This window comes from Ligilactobacillus sp. LYQ135, from assembly GCF_053711055.1.
On the sequence record NZ_JBSJYT010000002.1, the window covers coordinates 56956 to 81350 of the forward strand.

Annotated in this window: 22 protein-coding genes and 1 other RNA gene; 7 read left to right on the forward strand and 16 right to left on the reverse strand. The window is 32.2% G+C overall.

Annotated elements, in window-relative coordinates:
- Position 1 precedes the first annotated feature (1 nt).
- The 12 genes from purF to ACWCL1_RS02235 all read right to left on the reverse strand — a co-directional run bounded on the left by purF (position 2) and on the right by ACWCL1_RS02235 (position 10288).
- Positions 2-1453 (reverse strand): amidophosphoribosyltransferase, encoded by a 1452-nt coding sequence (gene purF, locus ACWCL1_RS02180; protein ID WP_454545539.1) that lies wholly within the window; start codon positions 1451-1453, stop codon positions 2-4.
- Positions 1420-3645 (reverse strand): phosphoribosylformylglycinamidine synthase subunit PurL, encoded by a 2226-nt coding sequence (gene purL, locus ACWCL1_RS02185; protein ID WP_454545300.1) that lies wholly within the window; start codon positions 3643-3645, stop codon positions 1420-1422. Before purL ends, purF begins: the two co-directional genes overlap by 34 nt.
- Positions 3646-3656: 11 nt before the next feature.
- Positions 3657-4319, reverse strand: a complete 663-nt coding sequence (gene purQ / locus ACWCL1_RS02190) for a phosphoribosylformylglycinamidine synthase subunit PurQ (protein WP_454545301.1) — start codon at positions 4317-4319, stop codon at positions 3657-3659.
- The gene (gene purS / locus ACWCL1_RS02195) at positions 4319-4564 is read right to left on the reverse strand and encodes a phosphoribosylformylglycinamidine synthase subunit PurS (RefSeq protein ID WP_454545302.1); all 246 of its coding nucleotides are present in this window, start codon (positions 4562-4564) and stop codon (positions 4319-4321) included. The genes purQ and purS overlap by 1 nt, the downstream gene beginning before the upstream one ends.
- A gap of 2 nt (positions 4565-4566) precedes the next feature.
- Positions 4567-5280 (reverse strand): phosphoribosylaminoimidazolesuccinocarboxamide synthase, encoded by a 714-nt coding sequence (gene purC, locus ACWCL1_RS02200; protein ID WP_454545303.1) that lies wholly within the window; start codon positions 5278-5280, stop codon positions 4567-4569.
- A 241-nt stretch (positions 5281-5521) separates the two neighbouring features.
- Positions 5522-6661 (reverse strand): 5-(carboxyamino)imidazole ribonucleotide synthase, encoded by a 1140-nt coding sequence (gene purK, locus ACWCL1_RS02205; protein ID WP_454545304.1) that lies wholly within the window; start codon positions 6659-6661, stop codon positions 5522-5524.
- Positions 6645-7133 (reverse strand): 5-(carboxyamino)imidazole ribonucleotide mutase, encoded by a 489-nt coding sequence (gene purE / locus ACWCL1_RS02210; protein WP_454545305.1) that lies wholly within the window; start codon positions 7131-7133, stop codon positions 6645-6647. The genes purK and purE overlap by 17 nt, the downstream gene beginning before the upstream one ends.
- A gap of 194 nt (positions 7134-7327) precedes the next feature.
- Complete coding sequence (locus ACWCL1_RS02215) at positions 7328-7711, reverse strand: EbsA family protein (protein ID WP_454545306.1); 384 nt, start codon at positions 7709-7711, stop codon at positions 7328-7330.
- 13 nt (positions 7712-7724) lie between these two features.
- Positions 7725-8846, reverse strand: a complete 1122-nt coding sequence (locus ACWCL1_RS02220) for a THUMP domain-containing class I SAM-dependent RNA methyltransferase (protein ID WP_454545307.1) — start codon at positions 8844-8846, stop codon at positions 7725-7727.
- Positions 8847-8925: 79 nt separating this feature from the next.
- Positions 8926-9299, reverse strand: an RNA gene (rnpB, locus tag ACWCL1_RS02225) — RNase P RNA component class B.
- 26 nt (positions 9300-9325) lie between these two features.
- The gene (gene gpsB, locus ACWCL1_RS02230) at positions 9326-9667 is read right to left on the reverse strand and encodes a cell division regulator GpsB (protein ID WP_454545308.1); all 342 of its coding nucleotides are present in this window, start codon (positions 9665-9667) and stop codon (positions 9326-9328) included.
- Positions 9668-9730: 63 nt separating this feature from the next.
- Positions 9731-10288 (reverse strand): DUF1273 domain-containing protein, encoded by a 558-nt coding sequence (locus ACWCL1_RS02235; RefSeq protein WP_454545309.1) that lies wholly within the window; start codon positions 10286-10288, stop codon positions 9731-9733.
- Between the two features lie 91 nt (positions 10289-10379).
- Here ACWCL1_RS02235 and recU point away from each other — a divergent pair, with 91 nt between their 5' ends.
- From recU to ACWCL1_RS02250, 3 genes are all read left to right on the forward strand, one after another.
- Positions 10380-11024 (forward strand): Holliday junction resolvase RecU, encoded by a 645-nt coding sequence (gene recU, locus ACWCL1_RS02240; protein WP_454545310.1) that lies wholly within the window; start codon positions 10380-10382, stop codon positions 11022-11024.
- Positions 11005-13248, forward strand: a complete 2244-nt coding sequence (locus tag ACWCL1_RS02245) for a transglycosylase domain-containing protein (RefSeq protein ID WP_454545311.1) — start codon at positions 11005-11007, stop codon at positions 13246-13248. The genes recU and ACWCL1_RS02245 overlap by 20 nt, the downstream gene beginning before the upstream one ends.
- A gap of 146 nt (positions 13249-13394) precedes the next feature.
- Complete coding sequence (locus tag ACWCL1_RS02250; protein ID WP_454545312.1) at positions 13395-14507, forward strand: baeRF6 domain-containing protein; 1113 nt, start codon at positions 13395-13397, stop codon at positions 14505-14507.
- Between the two features lie 82 nt (positions 14508-14589).
- On the opposite strand, the gene ACWCL1_RS02255 is transcribed toward ACWCL1_RS02250, so the two are convergent.
- The 4 genes from ACWCL1_RS02255 to ACWCL1_RS02270 form a co-directional block, all read right to left on the reverse strand.
- The gene (locus tag ACWCL1_RS02255; protein WP_454545313.1) at positions 14590-15288 is read right to left on the reverse strand and encodes a DnaD domain-containing protein; all 699 of its coding nucleotides are present in this window, start codon (positions 15286-15288) and stop codon (positions 14590-14592) included.
- A 53-nt stretch (positions 15289-15341) separates the two neighbouring features.
- Entirely contained in the window at positions 15342-16643 is a 1302-nt protein-coding gene (asnS, locus tag ACWCL1_RS02260; protein ID WP_454545314.1) for an asparagine--tRNA ligase, read from the reverse strand.
- 79 nt (positions 16644-16722) lie between these two features.
- The gene (locus ACWCL1_RS02265) at positions 16723-17223 is read right to left on the reverse strand and encodes a cell wall elongation regulator TseB-like domain-containing protein (RefSeq protein WP_454545315.1); all 501 of its coding nucleotides are present in this window, start codon (positions 17221-17223) and stop codon (positions 16723-16725) included.
- A 69-nt stretch (positions 17224-17292) separates the two neighbouring features.
- The gene (locus tag ACWCL1_RS02270; protein ID WP_454545316.1) at positions 17293-20088 is read right to left on the reverse strand and encodes a helicase C-terminal domain-containing protein; all 2796 of its coding nucleotides are present in this window, start codon (positions 20086-20088) and stop codon (positions 17293-17295) included.
- Between the two features lie 222 nt (positions 20089-20310).
- Here ACWCL1_RS02270 and mvk point away from each other — a divergent pair, with 222 nt between their 5' ends.
- From mvk to fni, 4 genes are read left to right on the forward strand one after another with little or no spacing between them, the layout of a single operon-like run.
- Positions 20311-21261, forward strand: a complete 951-nt coding sequence (mvk, locus tag ACWCL1_RS02275; RefSeq protein WP_454545317.1) for a mevalonate kinase — start codon at positions 20311-20313, stop codon at positions 21259-21261.
- Positions 21262-21263: 2 nt separating this feature from the next.
- Positions 21264-22238, forward strand: coding sequence for a diphosphomevalonate decarboxylase (mvaD, locus tag ACWCL1_RS02280; RefSeq protein WP_454545318.1), 975 nt, complete (start codon positions 21264-21266; stop codon positions 22236-22238).
- Positions 22239-22262: 24 nt separating this feature from the next.
- Positions 22263-23327, forward strand: a complete 1065-nt coding sequence (locus tag ACWCL1_RS02285) for a phosphomevalonate kinase (protein ID WP_454545319.1) — start codon at positions 22263-22265, stop codon at positions 23325-23327.
- A 2-nt stretch (positions 23328-23329) separates the two neighbouring features.
- The gene (gene fni, locus ACWCL1_RS02290; protein WP_454545320.1) at positions 23330-24358 is read left to right on the forward strand and encodes a type 2 isopentenyl-diphosphate Delta-isomerase; all 1029 of its coding nucleotides are present in this window, start codon (positions 23330-23332) and stop codon (positions 24356-24358) included.
- The last annotated feature ends 37 nt before the right edge of the window (positions 24359-24395 follow it).

Sequence of the window (24395 nt, forward strand, 5' to 3'; positions counted from 1 at the left end):
ATTAAATTCCTTTCTGTTGATTCAAAGACTTTAGATAATCTCCTTTATAATCATATAAAGGTGTTGGATAATTCCCATCAAAGTATGCAACTGTTAATCCTCCATTAGGTGCATTTAAAGCATCTGGAATCGCAATTGAATTAATCAACCCTTCAATACTTAAATAACCTAATGAATCCGCCCCTATTAACTTGCATATTTCTTCAACGGAGTGATTAGCTGCAATTAACTCTGCTCGCGTTGAAATATCAATTCCATAAAAACACGGAAACTTAAAGGGAGGAGAAGCGATTCTCAAATGAACTTCCTTAGCACCAGCCTCTTTTAACAATTTAACAATTTGGGCACTTGTTGTTCCGCGAACGATTGAATCATCAACTACTACTAATCGTTTTCCCTGAATCACTCCCCTCACTGCTGATAATTTCATGCGCACACTTTGAGAACGTTTTGCCTGCGTTGGTTCAATGAATGTTCGCGCAATATATTGATTTTTAATTAATCCCATCTCATACGGAAGTCCACTCTGCTCGGCATATCCAGATGCTGCTGATAAGGATGAATTGGGAACTCCAATGACCATATCTGCATGTGCAGGTTGTTCAATTGCTAGTCTTTTCCCCATTTTTTTACGTGCTTTATGAACATTTACTCCATGAATATTTGAATCTGGACGTGCAAAGTAAATGTATTCCATCGAACAAACTGCTAGCTGAGTTTGTTCAGTAAAATGATCAATCTGCAATCCTGATTGATCAATTTTAATTAACTCCCCTGGTTGTACGTCTCGAATAAACTTAGCTTCAACTGCATCTAAAGCACACGTTTCACTCGCAATTACATAAGCGCCACTTTTTCTTTGCCCAATACAAAGTGGTCTAAACCCGTTTGGATCAAGTGCTGCAATTACACAGTCAGATTTTAATAATACATATGCAAAACCACCATGAATTTCATTTAAACTTGCTTTTAATGCTGCCATAAAATCCATCTTTTTCTTTTGCCGAAGCAAATGAATTAAAACCTCAGAATCAGAATCTGATTGAAAAACCGCTCCATTTTCTTCAAGTTTTGCCCTAAGTGTTTGTGCGTTTGTTAAATTTCCATTATGTGCAAATGCAATATCGCCATCTTGAAAATGAAATAAAAATGGTTGAATATTTGTAATTGAATCACTTCCACTAGTTCCGTATCTCACATGCCCAATTGCATTTTTTCCTTTCAATTTTTTCAAATCATTAGCATTGGAAAAAACTTTTGATAGAAGACCTTGATCTTTATGTTCAATCAATTCATTTTCATTACTACTAACAATTCCCGCTCCTTGTTGTCCCCGATGTTGAAGTGCATTTAATCCAATATAAGCTAAGCTACTTGCATTTTCTTCCCCAAAAATAGCAAATACTCCGCATTTTTCATTTAATTCTTCATCTCCATTAAATTCGGAAGTGATTCTTGCCAAGTCTGGTGTGCCTCCTTTACATCAAAATTTAATTCTCCATTGCTGCAATTAATTTTTACAATTGACTTATTTGTGACTATTCCTAATTTATGTGCCTTACCTTGGAAAAGTTTTTCAAAATCAATACATTTTTCGTTTGGAACACATGCAACCATTCTTCCTGGAGTTTCGCTAAATAAATAAGAAAGTGGGAATGACACATTTAAATTAATTCCAAAAGAAGTATCAAATAACATTTCAGCCAAAGTTACCGCTAAGCCACCTTCACTAACATCATGTGCTGCACTAATCAATTCTGCTTTAGTTGCCTGTTTAATCAAATTAATTTCTGCTAACTTTTCATCCCAGTTGATTTCACTTAAAGAACCTTTAATTTTACCAGTTAGCATCTTTTGAATTTCGCTTCCACTAAAGTCTGCATCAGTATTTCCAATTAGGTACAAAATGCTGTTTAAATCACTAATTTTGTTATGAATTCGTTTATTGACATTCTCCATAAGTCCTACCATTCCAACCATTGGCGTAGGATAAATTGCTTTACCATTGTTTTCGTTATAAAGTGAAACATTTCCTGAAACAACTGGTGTATTTAACTTTTTACAAGCCTTTGCCATTCCTAAAATTGATTGGTGTAATTCCCAATAAACTTCTGGATTATGCGGATCACCATAGTTTAAGCAATCAGTAATTCCAAGTGGTTCAGCTCCAACTGATAAAATATTCATTGCGGCTTCAAGTACGGCAATCTCACCTCCAATTCGTGGATTTAAATATACAAAACGACCGTTACCATCAGTTGTCGCTGCAAGTGCTTTTTGACTATTCCGAATTTTAATTACGCCTGCATCTGCTATTTGATTTGGTCCAAAAACGGTTGCTGCTCGTACTTGTGAATCATAAGTCTGAGTAAACATTTTTTTAGACGCAATGGTTGGTTGTTTTAAAAGTTCATAAAACGTTTTTTGAGGATCTGCGATTTGAATTTGGGATTTATTTTGATCATGGATTAGATGTTTAGGTTTTTCTTCTTTGCCCTTTTCCTGTAAAACATCGGTTGTTAATGATGAAACTGGTATATTTGCTACTAATTCATTATTATGCATTAATTTATATTGAGCATCATCTGTAACATAACCAATTTTTACTGCATCTAAGTTATATTTTTTAAAAAGTTGAATAACTTCATTGACATGTTCTTTTTGCACACATAATAGCATTCTCTCTTGAGATTCACTTAGCATAATTTCATATGCATTCATTTGTTCTTCGCGTTGAGGAACTAAATCTAAATTTAAAACTACTCCGGTTTTAGCTTTTGAAGCCATTTCACAACTAGACGAAACTAATCCAGCTGCCCCCATATCTTGAATTCCTACAAGCCAATTTGGATGCTTTTGAATCAATTCTAAGCATGCTTCCATTAAAAGTTTTTCCATAAATGGATCGCCGACTTGAACTGCCGAACGTTGCGTTTCATTTTCATCACTAAAATCATTAGAAGCAAAAGTTGCTCCATGAATGCCATCACGACCTGTTTTAGCTCCAACATAAATGATTGCATTGTCTAATCCTTGAGCTTTGCCATGTTGAATATCATTTATTTTTAATAACCCTATACTCATAGCATTAACTAAAGGATTTCCTTGATAGCATTCATCAAATGTAGTTTCGCCAGCAATTGTTGGTACCCCAATACAATTTCCATAACCACCGATTCCTGCTATAACTTGATTAATTAAATGCTTAGTTTGTGCATCTTTGATTTCACCAAAATGTAACGAATCAAGGGAAGCGATTGGACGAGCTCCCATACTAAAAATATCTCTTAAAATGCCACCAACACCTGTGGCTGCTCCTTCGTAAGGTTCAATAGCTGATGGGTGATTATGACTTTCAGCTTTAAAAGTAACTGCTAGTCCATCTCCAATGTCAATAATACCTGCACCCTCACCCGGTCCTTCTAAAACCTTGTCATTTTTATTAGGAAATAATTTTAAAAGTGGTTTTGACATCTTATATGAACAATGTTCACTCCACATAACTGCAAATAAACCTGTTTCAGTATAATTAGGTAATCTTTGCAAAAGTTTATTACAAATATACTCATATTCTTTTTCTGATAGTCCCCATTCTAAATATGGTTTCTTATTTTTAATTTCCTGTGGACTCATTACTTGATCCATTTCAATTCTCCTTATCCTTGATGTAATAAAGACTTAAACATATTTAGTCCTGCAACGCTTCCAGTATTTTTGTCAGATGCACGTTCTGGATGAGGCATCATCCCAATTACATTCCCACGTTCGTTACAAATTCCGGCAATATTATTTAAACTCCCATTTGGATTTTCACTTGAATATCTCAGTACAATTTGATTGTTTTTTTCAAGTTTTTCAATTACATCATTTGAAGCAAAATAATTTCCATCCATATGTGCAATTGGTAATAAAATTTTTTGTCCGTGTTCATATTTATTTGTAAATGGTGTTTGACAATTCTCGACTGTCAATTCAACATCTTTACATACAAACTTTAAATGGTCATTTTTCTTTAATACTCCTGGAAGTAACTGTGCTTCAGTTAAAATTTGAAATCCATTACAAATCCCAATTACAGGTTTTCCTTCATAAGCAAATTGTTTTACTGCTTTCATAATTGGTGACAAGCTTGCAATTGCTCCACATCGCAAATAATCTCCATATGAAAAGCCCCCAGGAAGGATAACTGCATCATATTCAGATAAACTTGTTTCTGTATACGCAACATAGTTAACATTTGTATGACAAATTTCTTGCAATACATAATGCAAATCTGAATCACAATTTGAACCAGGAAATACAATTACTGCAACTTTCATTAACGTTCCTCCATAATTTCATATCGATATGTTTCCAGATTGAAATTTACTAATAATTCTTGAGCTAAGTCAGTAATTGTTTTTTCGACATTTTGGTCATTCTTCAACTCAACATCAAAAAATTTCCCCATTATAATATCTGAAATTGTTTGATAACCTAGATTTTTAGCTGCCATTGTAATCACTTCACTTTGAGGATCATAAACAGATGGTTTTATATTCACAAATAAGCGTACTTTTATCATTTCTATTCTCCTAATACATTTTTTAATCGTGTTAATACATTTTGATACGTACTTACCAAGTCACCGATATTTTTTCGATATACATCTTTATCAAAACATTGTTGAGTTGTCTTATCCCATAAACGACAATTGTCAGGCGAAAATTCATCAGCTAAAATAATTTTGTCGTTTGAAGTTCGACCAAATTCAAGTTTAAAATCAACTAGTTGAAAATTAGCTTGATCAAATAATTCCGTAAGTAATTTATTTACCTTTCTTGAAAGTCTCCACATTTCTTGAAGCTCTTCATGAGTAACAATATTTAATGCAACTGCTTGCGACTCATTGATTGCGGGATCGTCTAATTGATCATTTTTATAGCACATTTCTTCAACTGCTGGAGTTAATTTTATTCCTTCAGCAATATTAAATTTACTTGTAAAGTGACCGGCACTGTAATTGCGCGTAATCATTTCAAGCGGAATAATCTCCACTTTCTTGACTAACTCTTCTGTTGGCGAAAGTGTTTTTAAATAGTGTGTTGGAATATTATGCGCATTTAAAAATTCAAAAATTAGTGTTGAAATTTCATTATTAATTTTTCCTTTATCTTTCATTTCAGTTTTTTGTTTACCATTTAAGGCAGTTACTTGATCTAAATATACAATTTTTACAATTTCAGGATCCGAAGTACTCCAAACTTCTTTTGCTTTTCCTGTATATAATCTATTCTGCATGTTATCCACCTCCAACAATAATATATTTCACATTAAAACGAACGTTATAAGCTGAAATCACTTTATACATTCATGATATAATGCTCACAACCATTCGTCAACACATTTTATGGATGTTTATACTAAAAACATCCATAAAGTACATACATTAACTATTAATCAACGCTTTAAAAAAAGATAAATTAATTTAAAGTGATAAAACACGAACAAAAAAAGGATTGTGATTTAAATCACAATCCTTTTAATCTTCATTCCAAATATTCGTCTGTTCAAGTTGCACTAATTCTTCTTCAATATTATCCGTTAAGATTGTTATATGACCCATTTTACGATTTTTTCTAATCTCATCTTTTCTATAATCATGGAAGTGCCAATTACTATGTTCAGGGAGAACTTGACGAACCTTATTTAAATGTTGTCCTAAAACATTAACCATAATCACCTTACTTAACAAATCAATTCGAGGCATTTTCCAACCACAAATCGCTTTATTATGAATATCAAATTGTGAAAAATTGCATGCCTCAATTGAATAGTGTCCTGAATTATGAGGCCGCGGTGCAAGTTCATTAATGTAAATTTGATCATCAATTCCAACAAACATTTCAATTCCTAAAATGCCATAAAGATTGATTTTGTTAGCAACATCAACTGCAATTGTTTGTATCTTCTTTTGAATCTTTGGCTCAATTCTTGCAGGCACAATACTTTCATGTAAAATTTGATTTTGATGAATATTTTCACTAACCGGAAAAACGCTCACATCTCCTGTCAAACTACGTCCTACCATTACAGAACATTCTAATTTGAAATCAATTTTCTTTTCTAAAATACATGGTTTATGTTTTAAAATCTGAGTTCCTGCTTTAAAATCTTGTTTCGACTTTATTTGAATTTGTCCTTTACCATCATAACCACCTTTACAAGTTTTTAAAAAGCATGGCATCCCAATTTCCTTAATTGACTTTTTTAAATCTTCTTGTGAATTTATAATCCTAAAAGCAGTAGTAAAAAAACCATTTTGATTTAAAAAAGTTTTCTCTTTAATGCGATCCCTAGTTATTTCCAATAAATCTGTTCCTTGAGGAATTTCAACTTTATTGGCCACTTGTTTTAAAGCATCCACGTCTACATTTTCAAATTCATACGTTAAAACATCTGCTTGAGTTGCAAGTTGATCAATTGCATTAAAATCTGAATATGAAGCAACAATTTGGTCATCTGCAAAATATGCAGCTGGACATTCCTTATTCGGATCTAATATAATTACTCGCATTCCTAAAATCCTTGCCGATTGTGCAAGCATTTGTCCTAACTGTCCACCACCAATAATTCCAATTGTACCTTGAACTTGAATTTTTTTCTTATTTAAGTTTTGCATTACTTTCTACCGCCTGATCATGTTGTTTTTTTCTAAAGCCATTAACTGCTTTTTGAATTTTGACATCATTCAATCCTAAAATTTGCGCAGCTAAAAGTGCTGCGTTTTTCGCACCAGCTTTACCAATTGCTGTAGTTGCTACGGGAATTCCTGCTGGCATTTGCACAATTGACAACAAAGAATCCATTCCATTTAATGAACTTGTCTTGATCGGAACGCCAATCACTGGTACTAAAGTATTTGCAGCAATCATCCCAGGCAAGTGAGCCGCTCCACCAGCTCCTGCAATAATTACTTTTATATCCTCCTTACTTGCATTTTGTGCATATTCGATCATTTCTGCAGACATTCGATGAGCAGAAATAATCCTTTTTTCATAACTGACATTTAATTCATCTAATATTTGAGTCGCATTCTTCATTGTTTCCCAATCCGAAATGCTTCCCATAACAACGCTAACCTTACTATCCATAATTTCATCTCCAATCCACTTAAATCTTAACAGTTGCATCAAACGATGTAAACCCAACTCTGTTATATAATTCGTTTTTTAATAAATAAAAAGATAAAAACGAACTATAAAAACAACCATCAATATACAAAACGAACATTAAAGTAAATTGCATAAAAAAAGATCATGAAATTTCATGATCTTTTCCATTTATATTATTCGTTTTCAAGTCGAACATTTAATTTACGAGCAACTTTAGGCATTGTTAAAAATTCATAATCCCGATCAGTCGTTTTAATCTTTATAACTCCCCATTTGTTTACTTCAACATCCTTCACTTTACTTCGTTCAATTTCTTGACTATTAAAAACAATTAACGCATGATAGTAAATTTTTTGCGAATCAACTATAATATATCTTCCTTTAATTTCAATAAAAGTAACAATTAAAAATATAATCAATGTTATTAACGTCCAAACTTGAAATACTGTAATTTCTAACCATAATAACATGCTAAACAAGAAAATCATTCCCGTAAATGACCAACAAGTAATTGATGTGGGAACATCGGGTTGAATATAAAATTTCTTATTTTTCATTTTTCCGCCTCCATTACTTAATCCGCTTGCCCCAATATTGGAACAAATCAGTTCGTAAAGCCCCATTATACAATTTACGCTTTTTAGTAGCTATTTGCCCATAATATTGTTCAAATTTTAAGTCACTTGTTAAAATGTACTTACTCCAGCTTGTTAGCGGACGATAAACTTCTCCCATTTGCTTATATAATAAACGCACATTATTTTGATCGCTTAATCGTTGTCCATAAGGTGGATTAGCAATAATTACCCCATTAATTTTATCAGTGTGAAAATCTTTAACGGCCATTTGCTTAAATTTTATTTTATTTAAAACACCTGCTGCTTTAGCATTAACTTGTGCAATATTAACCATTCTTCCATCAATATCATATCCACTAATATCTAAGTCAGCATCAGTTTTAGTAGCACTCAAAGCTTCTTCTTTTACATCTAAAATTTGTTTTGGAGTAACTTGTAACCATTTATCAAATGCAAATTCACGTTTTAACCCTGGAGCAATGTTCAATCCAAATAGTGCTGCTTCAATCGGAATAGTTCCTGATCCACATACTGGATCAACAAATGGGTATTCGGGATACCAATTAGAAAGTAATACTAATGCCGCAGCCATATTTTCTTTTAAAGGAGCTCCTCCTTTATCAACCCGATATCCACGTTTAAATAAACTTGATCCAGTCGTATCCAACATTACAATTGCCATATCCTTATTTATTGCAACTTCAATTGAATATAAGGAACCTGTTTCTGGGTATTTTGTTCTCCGATGATAAATTTGATTCATCCGTTCAACAATTGCTTTTTTACTAATAGATTGAATACTAGGAACATTATGTAATTTTGATTTCTGTGACTTAGCATTTACAGGGAAAGCTGAGTCTAAAGCTAACCAATCTTCCCAAGGAATACCCTTAACATTTTCAAATAGTTCTTCAAAAGTATTAGCTTTAAATCTAGCTAATTCTATTTTGATGCGGTCAGCTGTTCGCAACCATAAATTAGTTTTAATCACATCATTAAAAGAGCCTTCAAAAGATACTTTGCCATTTTCAACATTTACTTCATATCCTAAGTGTCTTAACTCTTTTCCTAAAATTCCTTCAATTCCAGCAGCACAAGTAGCAATTAATTTCATTTCTTATCATCCTCATTAACTAAAAATAAAAAAAGAGGTTACGACTTGCGTCACAACCTCCAACCTGTCATATGCAGTGCTCTATAAGCCACGTTCCGTACGTCATCCAACCAGGAATTGGAATCAGTGGTAATCATCTATCTGCGAGTTAAAACTCGCCCCCATGATTAGTTCATTTCCGTCATGAAGCGCCCCTACCAAAATTTGGGTTACCTGCTCGAGGGGTTTACCGCGTTCCACTAGTAATGTTTCCATTACTACTTCGTCACTGTGGCACTTTTCAAGACTACTCAGACATGGTATTAAAACTTTAGCCTTTTTGTCTGCCGTTACTCATTATTAGTGAGTACCTTGCCTTATTTTTTCAGCAAGCACGATCACTACAGGCATCGCAGCCTGTGCAAGCTTGGACTTTCCTCAGACTGCAAAAGCAGCCCGCGATTACCCGAACACTACACGATTTTATTAACCTTATTTAACTAAAAACGACTACTTTGGTCATCATCACTATTAAGTTGAGCACCAAAAACCCGCCGTTCCAAATTAGAAAGACGCTTCAAAATATCCATATTTGTCATATTTGAAGTTGGTCTTGCAGTTTGACCAGACTTACCAACAGCAACTTGTTTTGTTAGTTCATCGACCTTACTTACAAGACGATCGTTTTCCATTTGTAACCGTTGATTTTCCTTAGTAAAGGTCTCATAATCTTTGATTACCTTATCTAAAAATTCATCAACATCTGCTGGGTCATATCCCCGCATCTTAGGTTTGAAATGTTTATTTACGATTTCTTTAGGCGTAAGATTGACTTTCTCCATAAAATTACACCTCATCTCCGTTAGGTACTTAACTCATAACATTTAAAATTATATCACAACTATTTAAGATTGCCAATATTTTTTATCATTTAATTCAATTGATTTATCTTGCAAATCTTGCATGTTAAAAATTGTCAGAGAATATTCATTACTTTCTTTAAACTTTTGAATAGCTTCATAGTCATACTTAGACTTTCCGGGATATTCAAAGTCATATATCATTAAAGCCGCATCTGTATGCGTTAACATAAATTGCTGATAATTTTTTAATTGTTTTGGTGATTGGTATGCTTGCTTGCTAGTACTTGCAACAAAATCCACCTTATTTTCTAGTTCAGTTAACTTTTGTTGATTATTTTGGTTCCACTGTTTTCCAAATCCACTGTAAGGATACATTAATGAAGTCTTCAACTCAGGATAATCTTTTTTCAATTCTAATGCTTCCTCAATAGCCCATTGTTCAATGCCTAATTGGCCACTTGAAATTATCCATTCTAATCTATTATTAAATTGTTGTTCAATAAACTGTCTTAAAGTGTATTTAATAACTTCTATTTTGGGATCATTGTCATTAAATATTCCTAGTTCATAACTTCGATATCCAGTAACCCATAATCGCATATTATTCTCCTTAAATTTTAGTTATTTTTTAATTCATTTTGCCATGAAACCAGATAAATGGTAAAATACCGGGATAGGAGTGTGGTTTCACATGACTTTAAATTATCCTAACGGAAAATCTTACTCTCAAAAGCAGAGTAACATATATCATAAAAAACATGCACAAAAACAAAATATTATTTATGGAAATCGTGGGATGTCACTTGAAGAAGAAATTAATGCTAGTAATGCCTTTTACCTTGCAAGTAACCTTGCTGTAGTCCATAAAAAACCGATTCCAATTCAAATTGTTGATGTTGATTATCCTAAAAGGAGTGCTGCAGTAATTAAAAAAGCGTACTTTAAAACACCATCTACAACAGATTATAATGGTATTTATAAAGGATATTATCTTGATTTTGAAGCAAAGGAAACTAAAAACAAAACGGCTTTTCCTTTAAAAAACTTTCATCCACATCAAATTGAACACTTTAAAGCTTGCGTAAAGCAAGATGGAATTTGTTTCACAATTGTTCGATTTGTACAACAAGATGAACTCTTTTTAATGCCTGTTTCACTTTTGTTTAAGTATTGGGATAATCAAGAAAATAGAAGAAAATCAATTCCTAAAAAAGACATTGAGTCTTATGGATATCGTATTCAATATGGACTACAGCCTCACATCCCATATTTAAAATATGTAGATTTATTAATAAAGCAAATTGAAGGAGAAAATAATGAGCGAACAAGATCCTAAATACTCTCGTGTAGCACGTAGAAAAAAAGGGCCTGGTCATGTTATTAAACGTATTTTGATCACTCTACTTGTATTAATTGTGATCGTCCTTGCTGCTGGTGCCACCCTCTTCTTTTACTATGTACAAAGTGCACCTAAATTAGATGAAGATAAATTATCCAGCCCAGGTTCAACGATTATTTATGATGCTAACAATAAAAAAATTACATCTTTGGGCTCTGATAATCGTATTACAGTTTCAACTAAAGATGTTCCACAACAATTAAAAGATGCCGTCGTCTCAATTGAAGATCGCCGTTTTTATCAACAAAATGGAATCGATCCGGAACGAATTGTAGGTGCCTTTATTAATAACTTAAACCCTAATTCAGGATTACAAGGTGGAAGTACAATTGATCAACAATTAATTAAACTTTCGTACTTCTCAACAGCTAAGTCTGACCAAACATTAAAACGAAAAGCTCAAGAAGCATGGTTAGCAATTCAATTAAATAAAAAGTATTCTAAAGACCAAATTTTAGATTTCTATATTAATAAAGTGTTTATGGGAAATGGAACATATGGAATGGAAACTGCTGCTAAATTCTATTATGGCAAATCACTTAAGCAGTTAGATCTAGCTCAAACTGCCCTAATTGCCGGAATTCCAAATGCACCATCTTCATATAATCCTTATGCGAATAAAAAGCTTGCTTTAAAACGGAGAAATGACGTTTTACAAGCAATGTATGAAAATAAAAAGATTTCTGCTAAACAACTGAAACAAGCTAAAGTTGAAAGTATTGATACTGGTTTATTACCAGTTCATGAAAATAATGCAGAATATACTGAAAATGCTAAAATTGCTGATCCATATATTAAACAAGTCATTCAAGCTACTAAAGATAAAGGCTATGATCCATTTACCCAAAGTTTGAAAATTTATACTAACTTAGATATGGATACACAAAAAATGTTATATGACATTGCCAACACTGATGATTACATCGCATTCCCTAATAACGAAATTCAAATTGCTTCAACCGTTATTAATCCTAATAATGGTAAAGTTGTCGCGATGATTGGTGGACGTAAGGTTGGTGATGTTACTTACGGATTAAACCGTGCTGTACAAACTGATCGAACAGATGGTTCAACTGCTAAGCCGTTAATGGATTATGCTCCTGCAATTGAATATAATAGTTGGGCAACTTATCACTTACTAAAAGATACAGCCTATAACTATCCTGGAACTAATACTCCATTGTATGATTTCGATCATAAATACGAAGGTAACATGACTATGCGTCAAGCTTTGATTGAATCACGAAATATCCCTGCTATTCGTACTTTAGAAAAAGTTGGATTAACTAAAGCAACTAAATTTGTTAATGGCCTTGGCTTTAACTATAAGTCTTTAAATTATGCTAACGGGATTGGATTACCATCTTCAACATTGCAAAATGCTGCTGCCTATGCAGCCTTTGCTAATGGAGGAATTTATTATAAGCCACAATATATCAACGCAATTGAAACTCCTGATGGTACTGTTAAGAAGTATGATTCAAAAGGAAAACGTGCAATGCAACCTTCTACTGCCTACATGATTACTGACATGCTTAAACAAGTCATTACCTCTTCAAAAGGAACCGGGACAAGAGCAAACATCAGTGGTTTATACCAAGCTGGTAAGACCGGAACAAACGCTTATCCTACTGATGTTGCCAATAATTTTCCATCAAATGCGATTATGGATTCATGGTTCAATGGTTATACGAAGAATTACTCAATTTCGGTTTGGTTAGGTTATGATAAGCAATATGAAGCTGGTCATTACATGACTCAATCAACTGCTAATATTGCTCAAGAATTTTATAAATATGCAATGTCATATCTTTCTGAAGATGTTGCAAATTCAGATTGGACTAAGCCAAGTAATGTTTATGTAAAATATATTAATGGTGTTCGTCAGCTTTACTTAGCTGGCTCAGAGCCGCCTTCAAGTTCACTGTATTCATCAAGTGCGAATAAAAATTCATTATCATCTTATAATACAAGTGTATTTTCAAGTATCGAAAGTACCTCTTCTTCTACTGAAGTTTCAAGTTCTTCAGCAGAAAATTCTAGTGAGCAAAAGGAAAGTCAATCAAGTGCTCCTACAGCAAGTAGTGCTCAACAATCAAATAATACATCACAGCAAAACACCAATTCTCAGCAACAAAGTCAAGCAAATAAAAGTCAATAATCTGGCTTAAATATAGTAAAAAACGAAAGTTATTTGTTTCCAAATAACTTTCGTTTTTTTATAATTTCTTCTTCAAGGCTTATTGAACCCTTTTTTATAAAATTTATTATATAATAAGAATGTAGATTTAAAGGAGGTTGTTCGTTATGTCATTAAAGAACGATTTAAAAAATATTGTAATTAATGAAGAAGTTTCTGGACCTTTTATTTCATTGTTTTTACCACTTTATCCTGGTAAAGATGATTTTAAGTTAGATGATACTGAATTTAATAGTCTACTTTCAAAGGCTAAAAAATTATATATTACTAAATTTGGGGAGAAAGGCTGGGAAAAATACGAAAAGAAAATCTTAGATATCAAAAATGACATCATTTTTGACTATGCACAATCAAAATCATTAGCAGTAATTATTGGTAAAGAAGTTTCTTATCACTATTATTTGCCACGAAAAGTTTCTTTACAAGTTCATGTAAGTGAACGTCCTTATATTCTTCCAATCATCAGTGGATATGAATTTATGCCTACCTATAACATTGTTAAAATCAGTCGTGCAGATTTTAAGATGTTCACTGTAAAAAATGGACTTGTTTTCAATAAACATCTTGATGATGATGCTCCTACTTCTGCAGCAGTAGCATTAAATATTGATACTCCACGTCAAAAAATTAGAATGGAAGAACAAGCTGGCCAACGTGGTGGCGGTTCATATGATCAATTTAGAGGAACAGATGTTAAATCAGAGGCTCAACAAGCAAATATGGATAGATATTTCCGGATTGTTGATGAATATGTAATCAAGCATATTAGTTTAAGAGATCATCTCAACGTTATTTTAATGGCTACAGAAGATGATGCCGGTGAATTTAAGAAGATTTCTCACAATCAATATCTTGATAAAAAACAAGTAATTACCGTTCCATCAATCATTAATCATGAATCACTTGAAAAGGTAACTGCACCAATTACTCAAAATTACATTGATAGTTGTTATCAAAATGTTAAGGATGCAATTGATACCGCACATTCAAAGAAGCGTTATCTTGAAGGAATGGAAACAGTCCAACAAGCTGCAATCGAAGGCCGTTTAGATAACTTGATCGTTGCACGTGAATTAGTCGAAAATGAAACCGAAACTGAAGAACAAACTCAAGCAAATGAAATCGCAATTTATACTCTTGTATATGGCGGTCAAATTACTGTAATCGATCCTGAAGTTATTAATAATAAACAAATTATTGGAATTTTACGTGGAATCTAACTAAATTTATAACTAAGTAAAGTAGCGAAATTCAATGTTTTAAATTGAATCTCGCTATTTTTTTTACAACTATTATTCAGTTTTAATCTGAGCTAGACCATTTAGAAAGCGGGATGATTGGCTTATTTAAATTTCCCTTTTGACGCTTTTTTTCATTTTGTTGGCGTTGATCACGGATTCTTTGAATATCTGCCGGTTGTTTAATTCCTTTTTTCTCCCACTCTAGTAAAATTTTATCAATATACTTTAGATTATAAACATTGCTTAATACAGCTTCTTTAAGTGCTGCAATTATTAATTCTGGATCATAATGATCTTGATTTAGCCAACTATCAATTAATTCAATATCAAATGAAGAAAGCGTCCTTCCGAAAGATTGTTCAATTTTATCAAAAACTTGCTTGCGAGCAGTTGCTTTCTTATCTTTTTTCCCTTGTTGATTTTCTTCTTTTAAAATTTTAACAATTTTATGATATAGCGGTTCAAAGCTATATTGATCATAATTACGCCCATTTTCATCAACAGTAGAAGTTAAACTAACAATCCCATTTTCAATCAAATTATGCAACATTTTATAAATTTCTGCTTGGTCCTTTTCCATTAACTGAGCGACCATTTCAAAGTCAAAATCACAATTATCATCTTTTAAAACGATCATCATTTGTAAAAGAAGAGTTAACTCAGTTTCATTCATTCCCAATTGATGATAATTTTTCAAAATAATAGTTGGAATTGATAATGTTCCTTCTTTTAAAAGTTTAATCATTATTTCATCATCCATTAGCTTTACCTCCATAAAAAAAGAGATTAACAAAAGTCAATCTCTAATATCCATTAAGGATAAATCCGGTTCAATAAGCGTGGGAATGGAATTGCTTCACGAATGTGATCTTCACCTGTAATCCAAGTAACTGCACGTTCTAATCCTAAGCCAAATCCAGAATGCGGAACACTTCCATAACGGCGTAAATCAATATACCACTCATAATCTTTTAAATCTAAGCCCGCATTTTTAATTTGTTCTTCAAGATATTGAGCATCAGTAGCACGTTCTGAACCACCAATAATTTCGCCATATCCTTCAGGAGCAAGTAAATCTGCACAAATTACAACATCATCACGCGTTGGATGAGGTTTCATGTAAAATGGTTTAATTGCTTTAGGATAATTCATCACAAAGACTGGCTTACTAAATTGTTCAGCTAAATATGTTTCTTCTGGTGAACCAAAATCCTTTCCCCATTCAACATCTGGGAATTGACCAGAGTCTTGTAAAATTTTAACAGCTTCATCATATGAAATCCGTGGATAAGGAAGTTGAGTATACCGTTTCAAAACTTCTTTATCACGTTCTAAAATATCTAATTCATAATCACAATGGTCTAAAACATTTTGAACTAAATATGCAATATAACGTTCTTGAATTTCTAAACTCTCTTCTTGATGCATAAATGCCATTTCAGGTTCAATCATCCAAAATTCAATCAAATGACGCCGTGTTTTAGATTTTTCTGCACGGAAAGTTGGCCCAAATGAAAATACTTTACCATAAGCCATTGCACCAGCTTCTTCATATAATTGACCTGATTGTGATAAATATGCATCGCGATCAAAATATTTTGTATGAAATAATTCAGTTGTTCCTTCTGGAGCACTTCCAGTCAAAATTGGGGCATCAATTTTAGTAAATCCTTCTTTATTGAAAAATTCATAGGTTGCCCGAATCATTTCATTACGAACTTTCATAATTGCAAATTGTCGTTTAGAACGAAGCCATAAATGGCGATGATCCATTAAAAAGTCTGTTCCATGTTCCTTAGGAGTAATTGGATAATTATCACTTTCACCAACGATTTCGATATCTTCAATTTCAATTTCATATCCAAAGTGTGACCGTGAATCTTCATGAATTGTCCCTGTCACATACATGCTTGTTTCTTGTTTTACTTCTTTAGCAAGTTTAAACACTTCTTCGGAAACATTATTTTTAACAACTACTCCTTGAAAATATGCTGAACCATCACGTAGTTGTAAAAATGCAATCTTTCCGCTTGAACGTTTATTTGTTAGCCAAACCCCGATTTTTACTTTTTCGTTTACGTGGTTTTTAGAATCAATAATGCTAATTGTTTCCACAAGCTTTTTCCTCCTTAATTAGATTCCCTTGTTTCTAAGAGTTCTTTATTCATTATAAACTATCTTTATTTACGTGTCATTATAAATTAGCGATATTTTGCAATACTTTTCCGCTCTTGAAGCCAACTTGAGCAAAGCATAATTCGCCATTTTTATTTTGATATGTTACTTCCCAAATTGGTGTTTTTCCATCCTTCATTCCAAAAACAGTCTTTTCTATTTTTTTAGGTGCATATTTGTTAGTAACAACTTTTTCTGCTTTCTTTAAAGTAATGCCTTTATTTGTTTGGTAAATATTTACCCGATTTCCCTTTTTAGGAATTACGACATATACATTTTGATTATCATTATTTTTACCTTCAACCGTATAGTAAGTACTATTGCGATTATAAATATAAAAATTATCAACATTTGATACTTTAGCATATTTTTCGGCCATTTGAGCAGCTTCATTTTTAGCCTCTCTATATGGTGCTTGAGCAATCATATATATGGCCCAAATAATTACTAAAATCAATAAAATGATCGATAAAATAATCATTCTTTTATTTCTTTTAATATTTCGTTGAACTCGACCCATAATCGACCTCTTCTCTACTTTTTCATAACAAACATTATAACAATAGCATGTTAAATAAGTAAAATCATTCTAACCATTTTCATCAAGATCCTTTGTGAAAAATTTTTGTACCGTATCAAATAGATCTTTTGCCTTAATATTCTTCACTGGCATTTTATCAGGAATTGAAGTAATAAAATCTTTACCATAGGTGCGCCTTGCAATCCTTGAATCGAGCACAATTGCAATTCCATAATCTTTCTTAGTCCGAATTAAGCGTCCAATTCCTTGGGAAAATTGCATAATTGCTTCAGGCAAGACAATATCATTAAATGCATTTCCTCCCATTTGCTCATCTTTTCGATAACGAATTTGATTATAGGAACTTTGAAAAGCTTGAAATGGCAATTTAGTAATTACTAATGTTTGCAACTCCTCTTTAGGCAAGTCGATTCCTTCCCAAAATGTCCCAGTTGCAAGTAACATTTGAGGTAATACCGTTTTAGAACTAAATTTTTTCTTTAGTTTTCCTGCTCCACCAGTTACTCCTTGCGCTAAAATTTCCCACTTATTAGGTAATGACGTTTCTTGAAGTGCCTCATATGTTTTTTCTAATACTTCATTTGAACTAAACAAAATTAAGGTTTGCTTAGTTTGAGCGTTTCCAATCTTTTGAATCATTTCAACTAAGTAATCGACATATTGATCATTCATTATTTTACTTACATCAGGTCCATTATCAATAACTACCATTTGTGAATTTTCAGCAAAATTGAACTCTGAAGCATACTTAAAATAACGCGTATTTTGATTAATTCCGAGTTGTTTACAAAAATATGTAAAGGTTTTGCTTGTGAAATTACTTCCACTAAAAAACATAATCTTATCAAAGACTGGATAAATATTTTGTAATAAATAGTTTTGCGCTTCTAGTAATCCAAAATGCATTCTTAAATGTGCATTTTCTTGCTGTTGTGGAAAACTAAGCCAAACTAATAAATCATCATAGTTTTTTTCTAGATATTCTAAAGACAAATAATGCCACTGTTCTAATTCATTTAATAAGTCATTACTTAATTTAAAATAGCTTTTAAATAAATTAAATGAATGAGAATCTAAGCAACCATCATCTAAATGCTTAATGAATTGCTGATAAATTTTGGTATTTTTATTTTTTAAATATTCAGTCGCATTATTAATTTTATTCCAAAGATTATAGAAGTTTTTAACAAATCCAAATAAACGTGGAATTTTCATGGGAACTTCTACAATTCCAAGTTGATCTTGTTTTTTGATAAATTGATTGAACAATTCTGTTCGTAAAAGCGGAACTTGATGATCAATCACTTGAATTTTTTGTAATAACTGATGGTACAACCCTTTAGTAATTAATTTTTGCTCTACTAAATTCTTAAATGAGTATGATATTTGTGACTCCATTTTAACTAATAAGGTATCACTTAATATTTTTATTTTATCAAAATCTAATGTCTCATTATTATTTGTTAATACTGCAGAAATTAATTGTTGTGCTTCATCAACAATTAATGTACGTTTAGTTTCTTTAAATTCATCAATATGATGGAGTAAATACATATGATTTGTAACTACAAAATCAGCTTCTAAAATTTCTTTTTGATGCCGTTTTACAAAATCATACTCATAGTAATTACTATCTTGATTTAATCCGCTGATACCATGATGGATAATTTCATCAAATAGTGGCAAGTTTTGAACTGTAAATTGTAATTCGTCTAAATCACCCGTTTGTGTTTCTGATAACCACACCAAAATCCTCATTTGAATTAATTTAGTAAAATCATTTTGAGATCGTTCTAAAGTATGTGCAAATTTATCTAAATCAATATAGTGTTGACTCCCCTTTAATGAAATTACAGAAATGCTAAATGGTAACACTTCCTGTAATTTTTTTAATTCATTTTCAACTAATTGGTTTTGGAGTGCATTAGTTGCGGTTGTAATCAAAAATTGATGTCCAAATTGAGTTTCTAAACTACATGGAATCAAATATCCAAGTGTTTTTCCACTTCCAGTTGGGGCTTCAAAAAATGTTTTAGTCTGTAAGCCATCTTGAAGTGAATGCTGAACATCATGCATTAGTTTGAGTTGCTCACTTCTTTTTTCAAGTTTTTGTAATCCAATTTCTTCAATCGAAAATTTGGGGTTAATTTCATTTTGTTTATCACCGTGACTTACTTTTCTTAAAACTAAGTTTCCAATCTGTACCCACTTTGGTTCGAGTTTACTTTCGTGTTTTTGAATAAGAGCGTCTTCTAAAAGAATTCCTGTTTCGTAAGTCAATGCTGAACTTAATTTTACAAGTTGAGTAAGTAATGCATGTGGTAAGGAGTTTGCTTTTTTCATTAACTTAATAAGGAGTTTTGCGGTTACATATGCATCACTATCAGCATGGTGCGGATGCTCATGCTTAATTTTTAAAAATTCTGCAATATCACTTAATCGGTAAGACGAAAGCGTTGGATATAAAATTTGACTTAATTCAACAGTATCAATTCCCTTTAAGTCAAGTTCAGGGTAACCTACGCGAACTAATTCCTCGTTTAAAAAGCGATAATCAAACTTAATATTATGTGCAACAAATATCGTATCTTGTAATAATCCATAAATTACGCTTGCAATATCTTCAAATAATGGTGCGTTCCTTAATTGACTTTGCTTAATTCCTGTTAGTTGTTGAACTTCATATGGTACTTCCATTAATGGATTGATTAATGAACTAAAACTATTCACTATTTGATGATTTTCAACAAAAACACAACTAAACTGAATAATTCGATTTGTTCCATCCATTTTAGTACCAGTTGTTTCTAAATCTACAACTGCATATGTTTTTCCATTTTTCATTAAACTTCATTTCCTTTAATTTCTACTTTAATTTTACAATATTTTCACTCTTAAATTCAAAGTCCATTCAGTTAAAGTAATATTTTATTTTTATTAAAAGTTGATTTAATCTAGTTTTAACAAAAAATATTGTTACATTTCCATAAACTAATGTATAATTAGAATGATTTTATTTTACTTTATTTAAATTGATCGGAATTAATAATGAAAGGAAGCTTAGCCTTGACGAATGAAAAAAAGATTTTAGCTCAAGGGATAAGTAACGCCAAAATTATTTTAATCGGTGAACATTCAGTTGTTTATGGGCAACCAGCAATTGCTCTTCCACTTACAACTGTAAATGTTAACGTTACTATTAAAGAAAATGATGTTTCATCAACAATACTTGAAAGTAGCTACTATACAGGTAATTTATCTACATTGCCTGCTTCAATGACTGGCTTTAAACATTTAATCAATTATTTGATTACTAAAAACAATATTACAAAACCACTTACTATAAAAATAACTAGTGACTTACCAGCTGAACGGGGCATGGGATCTTCAGCTGCAGTTGCAATTGCGATTATTCGTGCTTTTTATAATTACATGAATAAGCCACTTACGAAAACACATTTGTTAAATTTAGCAAATATTTCAGAAAAAGACACTCATAAAAATCCTAGTGGCTTAGATGCTGCTACAAGTGCAAGTGAAGAACCGATTTGGCTTATTCGCAATCAAGAACTTAAAAATATTCCTATTAATTTGCATGGGTATCTAGTTATTTGTGATAGTGGCATTAAAGGCAAAACAAGTGAAGCCATTTCTGTGGTTAAAGAGCATTTAATACAACACCCCAATGAAACTCAACATCTCATTGAGACCCTTGGCCAATTAACTTATAATGCCAAAGATGCTTTAGCAAATAATCAAATTACTGTTTTAGGTGATATTTTTAATGATGCTCAAAAAGCATTGGTTAGTTTAGGAGTTAGTTGTCCTCAATTAGATAAACTTATTTCAATTAGTCTTTCTAATGGATCACTTGGAAGTAAACTAACTGGTGGTGGAAAAGGTGGTTGTTTTATTAACCTTGTAAAAACTCGTAAAGAGGCTACTCATCTTTCAGAAGTATTACTTAATGCAGGTGCAACCAAAACCTGGATTGAACCACTATTTAAGGAGGGTTAATAATGCAATCCAAGCGCATAACGGCACGCGCGCACACAAATATTGCTCTTGTTAAATATTGGGGAAAAAAGAATCAAGATTTAATAATTCCTATGAATGGATCTTTATCCTTAACTTTAGATCACTACTATACAGATACTACTGTGCAATTTGATGACCAATTAAAGCATGATGTTTTTGTTTTAGATGGACACCTTCAAGAAAATGCTAAAGTAATTAGATTCATGAATATTATGCGTGAAAAATATAATATTAATCAATTTGCTCACATTGAATCTATTAACCATGTTCCCTCTACAGCGGGATTAGCTTCATCGGCTTCTGCCTTCGCTGCATTAGCAGCTGCTGCAAGTCAAAGTGCTGAATTAAATCTTTCACGCCAAGAATTATCAAGGCTAGCTCGTCGAGGATCTGGTTCGGCCAGTCGATCTATTTATGGAGGCTTTGTTGAATGGATTCAAGGAACAAGTGATGATACATCATATGCAGTTCCAATTGAAGAAAATTTGAATTGGGATATTGGAATGCTTGTAGCAGTGGTCAATTCCCAAGAAAAGAAGATTTCTTCAAGTACAGGAATGCAAAATGTAGTAGAAACATCTCCCTACTACTCTGCTTGGGTTGAAAGTGTAAATCAGGATTTAATTAACATTAAACAAGCGATTCAAGAACGCGATTTTAAATCTTTAGGTGAAATTACTGAAAGTAATGCATTGAAAATGCATGCTTTAAATTTAAGTGCAACTCCCCATTTTAACTATTTCGAGCCTCTAAGTTTAGCAATAATGCAAGCAGTTGAAGCATTACGTGATGAAGAACAGCTTCCTTGTTACTATACTTTAGATGCTGGACCAAATGTTAAAATTCTTTGCGAACAAAAAAATGTAGCAAAAATAAAAACAAAGTTACAACAAAAATTCCCTCAAGTTGCATTTGCCTTTACCAAACCTGGTGAAGGAGTTAAATTTTTAAATTAACTTTGTTAGTTAGGAAGTGATTGATTGATTAATTTAAAAGTTCCCGGAAAATTATATATTGCTGGTGAGTACGCCGTAGTAGAAAATGGTTTTCCCTCAATCTTAACAACAGTTGATCGCTTTGTTAAATTTCAAATTTCAAAAGCTCAAAACATAAATTTTGGAACACTTTATTCAAAACAATATGCTGCTCCTTTAAAGTGGCAACGAATTAATAATCAAATAAACTTATTAGAACATACTCAAAATACTTTTGAATATGTTATAGAAGCAATTACGATTACAGAAAAGTATCTTCAAGAACTGGGCTATTCACTTTCTTATTTTGATCTAGTAATTGATAGTGAACTAGATAGTGAGAATGGTAAAAAATTTGGCTTAGGTTCTTCTGCTGCCGTCACTGTAGGTGTAGTTAAAGCATTGCTTAAATACTATCATGTTGATGCTAGTAAAGAACTTATTTTTAAATTAGCTGCACTTGCACACTATAATGTTCAAGGAAATGGTTCTTTAGGTGATATTGCAGCGATTGCTTATACTGGATGGTTAGCTTATTATTCTGTTGATCGCACTTGGCTAGCTGAACAGTCTCAAAACTCTATTTTAAATTTAGTTGAATCTTCTTGGCCTGATTTAAAAATTATTCCATTAAAAGCTCCATTAAATTTAAAACTTTTAGTTGGATGGTCAGGATCCCCTGCTTCAACTAAAAACTTAATAACAAAAGCTAAGCAACATGACTTACGCCAATATGATTGTTTTTTAAAAAAAAGCAAAGAGTGCGTTGAAAAAATGATCACTGCTTTTAAAGATGCAAATTTAAAAGCAATCAAAAATCAAATCAGTATTAACCGCCATGAATTACAAACATTAAGTAACATTAGCCAAGTTAATATTGAAACTCCTCAATTAACTAAATTAATTGAGATTGCTAATCACTTTAAAGGCGCAGCCAAAACATCCGGTGCTGGTGGTGGTGATTGCGGAATTGCAATTTTTGATCATAAGCAAGATACTACTCCTGTATTTGAACGCTGGCGTAGTAATCAAATTTTGCCATTAGAAATCAAAGTATATCAAGAGGAGTAACCATGAATATTCAAGCACACCGTAAAGATGAACATGTTATTATTGCAGAAAAACTTTATTCTCAAAATAGTTTTAATCAATTAGATCAAATTCAATTACTTGTTAATAATCTTCCTGAAATTTCAAAAGATGAAGTTTCTTTAGATACAACTATTATGGGATATAATACTTCTTCCCCTTTTTTTATCAATGCAATTACAGGTGGAAGTGCTCAAACTGATAAAATTAATTTGCAACTTGCGTCAGTTGCAAACCAATGTCATATTCCATTTGCAACTGGTTCAGCAAGCATTGCACTAAAAAATAGTGAAAGTGCAAATGGATTTAAAAAACTCCGAAAACTAACAGCTGATACTTTATTATTTACCAATCTAGGTGCTGGCAATGACTCAAATGCAGCTAAGGCAATCATGCAGTTAACCAATGCAGATGGATTACAAATTCATTTAAACGTTGCTCAAGAATTGGTTATGCCTGAAGGAGATCGATCATTTTATTGGCAAAAAAATATTGCCCAAATTGTTCAAAATCTTAATAAACCTGTAATGGTTAAAGAAGTTGGACAAGGTCTTTCCAGTCAAACACTTGATGCTTTAAAAACTCTTAATGTTAAGTATATTGACTTAGCTGCTAAAGGTGGAACTAATTTTGTTAAAATTGAAAATGAACGGCGTCATCCCCATGATTATTCATTTTTATCGGAAATTGGACTATCATTAGCACAAAATTTAATTATTGCTCAAAACTATCGTACTAATTATTCAATAACCGCATCTGGTGGTATTCGCAATGCTTTAGAAATAATTAAGTGCTTAATCTTAGGTGTTGATAATGTTGGTATTTCTGGGATGTTTTTACATACTTTGATCCAACATGGAACAGAAGGACTCCTTTTTGAAATTGAATCTTTAACTGATAAAATTAAAGATACCATGACTCTTTTAGGATGCAAAACAATTTCAGAATTACGAAATGTTCCTTATGTATTGAGTACAGACTTAATGAACTTTAAAAATCAAATTACAAAATAAAAGAAGTTGTGACAAAACACTAGAAACGGGTATGCTG

Coding starts and splice junctions, on each gene's coding strand:
- mvaD (WP_454545318.1), top strand. CDS start 21,264: ATGCAATCCAAGCGCATAACGGCACGCGCGCACACAAATATTGCTCTT.
- ACWCL1_RS02215 (WP_454545306.1), bottom strand. CDS start 7,711: ATGAAAAATAAGAAATTTTATATTCAACCCGATGTTCCCACATCAATT.
- purC (WP_454545303.1), bottom strand. CDS start 5,280: ATGCAGAATAGATTATATACAGGAAAAGCAAAAGAAGTTTGGAGTACT.
- purQ (WP_454545301.1), bottom strand. CDS start 4,319: ATGAAAGTTGCAGTAATTGTATTTCCTGGTTCAAATTGTGATTCAGAT.
- purK (WP_454545304.1), bottom strand. CDS start 6,661: ATGCAAAACTTAAATAAGAAAAAAATTCAAGTTCAAGGTACAATTGGA.
- recU (WP_454545310.1), top strand. CDS start 10,380: ATGACTTTAAATTATCCTAACGGAAAATCTTACTCTCAAAAGCAGAGT.
- fni (WP_454545320.1), top strand. CDS start 23,330: ATGAATATTCAAGCACACCGTAAAGATGAACATGTTATTATTGCAGAA.
- purE (WP_454545305.1), bottom strand. CDS start 7,133: ATGGATAGTAAGGTTAGCGTTGTTATGGGAAGCATTTCGGATTGGGAA.
- ACWCL1_RS02255 (WP_454545313.1), bottom strand. CDS start 15,288: ATGGATGATGAAATAATGATTAAACTTTTAAAAGAAGGAACATTATCA.
- purL (WP_454545300.1), bottom strand. CDS start 3,645: ATGGATCAAGTAATGAGTCCACAGGAAATTAAAAATAAGAAACCATAT.
- ACWCL1_RS02250 (WP_454545312.1), top strand. CDS start 13,395: ATGTCATTAAAGAACGATTTAAAAAATATTGTAATTAATGAAGAAGTT.
- ACWCL1_RS02265 (WP_454545315.1), bottom strand. CDS start 17,223: ATGGGTCGAGTTCAACGAAATATTAAAAGAAATAAAAGAATGATTATT.
- gpsB (WP_454545308.1), bottom strand. CDS start 9,667: ATGGAGAAAGTCAATCTTACGCCTAAAGAAATCGTAAATAAACATTTC.
- purS (WP_454545302.1), bottom strand. CDS start 4,564: ATGATAAAAGTACGCTTATTTGTGAATATAAAACCATCTGTTTATGAT.
- ACWCL1_RS02245 (WP_454545311.1), top strand. CDS start 11,005: ATGAGCGAACAAGATCCTAAATACTCTCGTGTAGCACGTAGAAAAAAA.
- ACWCL1_RS02270 (WP_454545316.1), bottom strand. CDS start 20,088: ATGAAAAATGGAAAAACATATGCAGTTGTAGATTTAGAAACAACTGGT.
- ACWCL1_RS02235 (WP_454545309.1), bottom strand. CDS start 10,288: ATGCGATTATGGGTTACTGGATATCGAAGTTATGAACTAGGAATATTT.
- ACWCL1_RS02220 (WP_454545307.1), bottom strand. CDS start 8,846: ATGAAATTAATTGCTACTTGTGCTGCTGGAATTGAAGGAATTTTAGGA.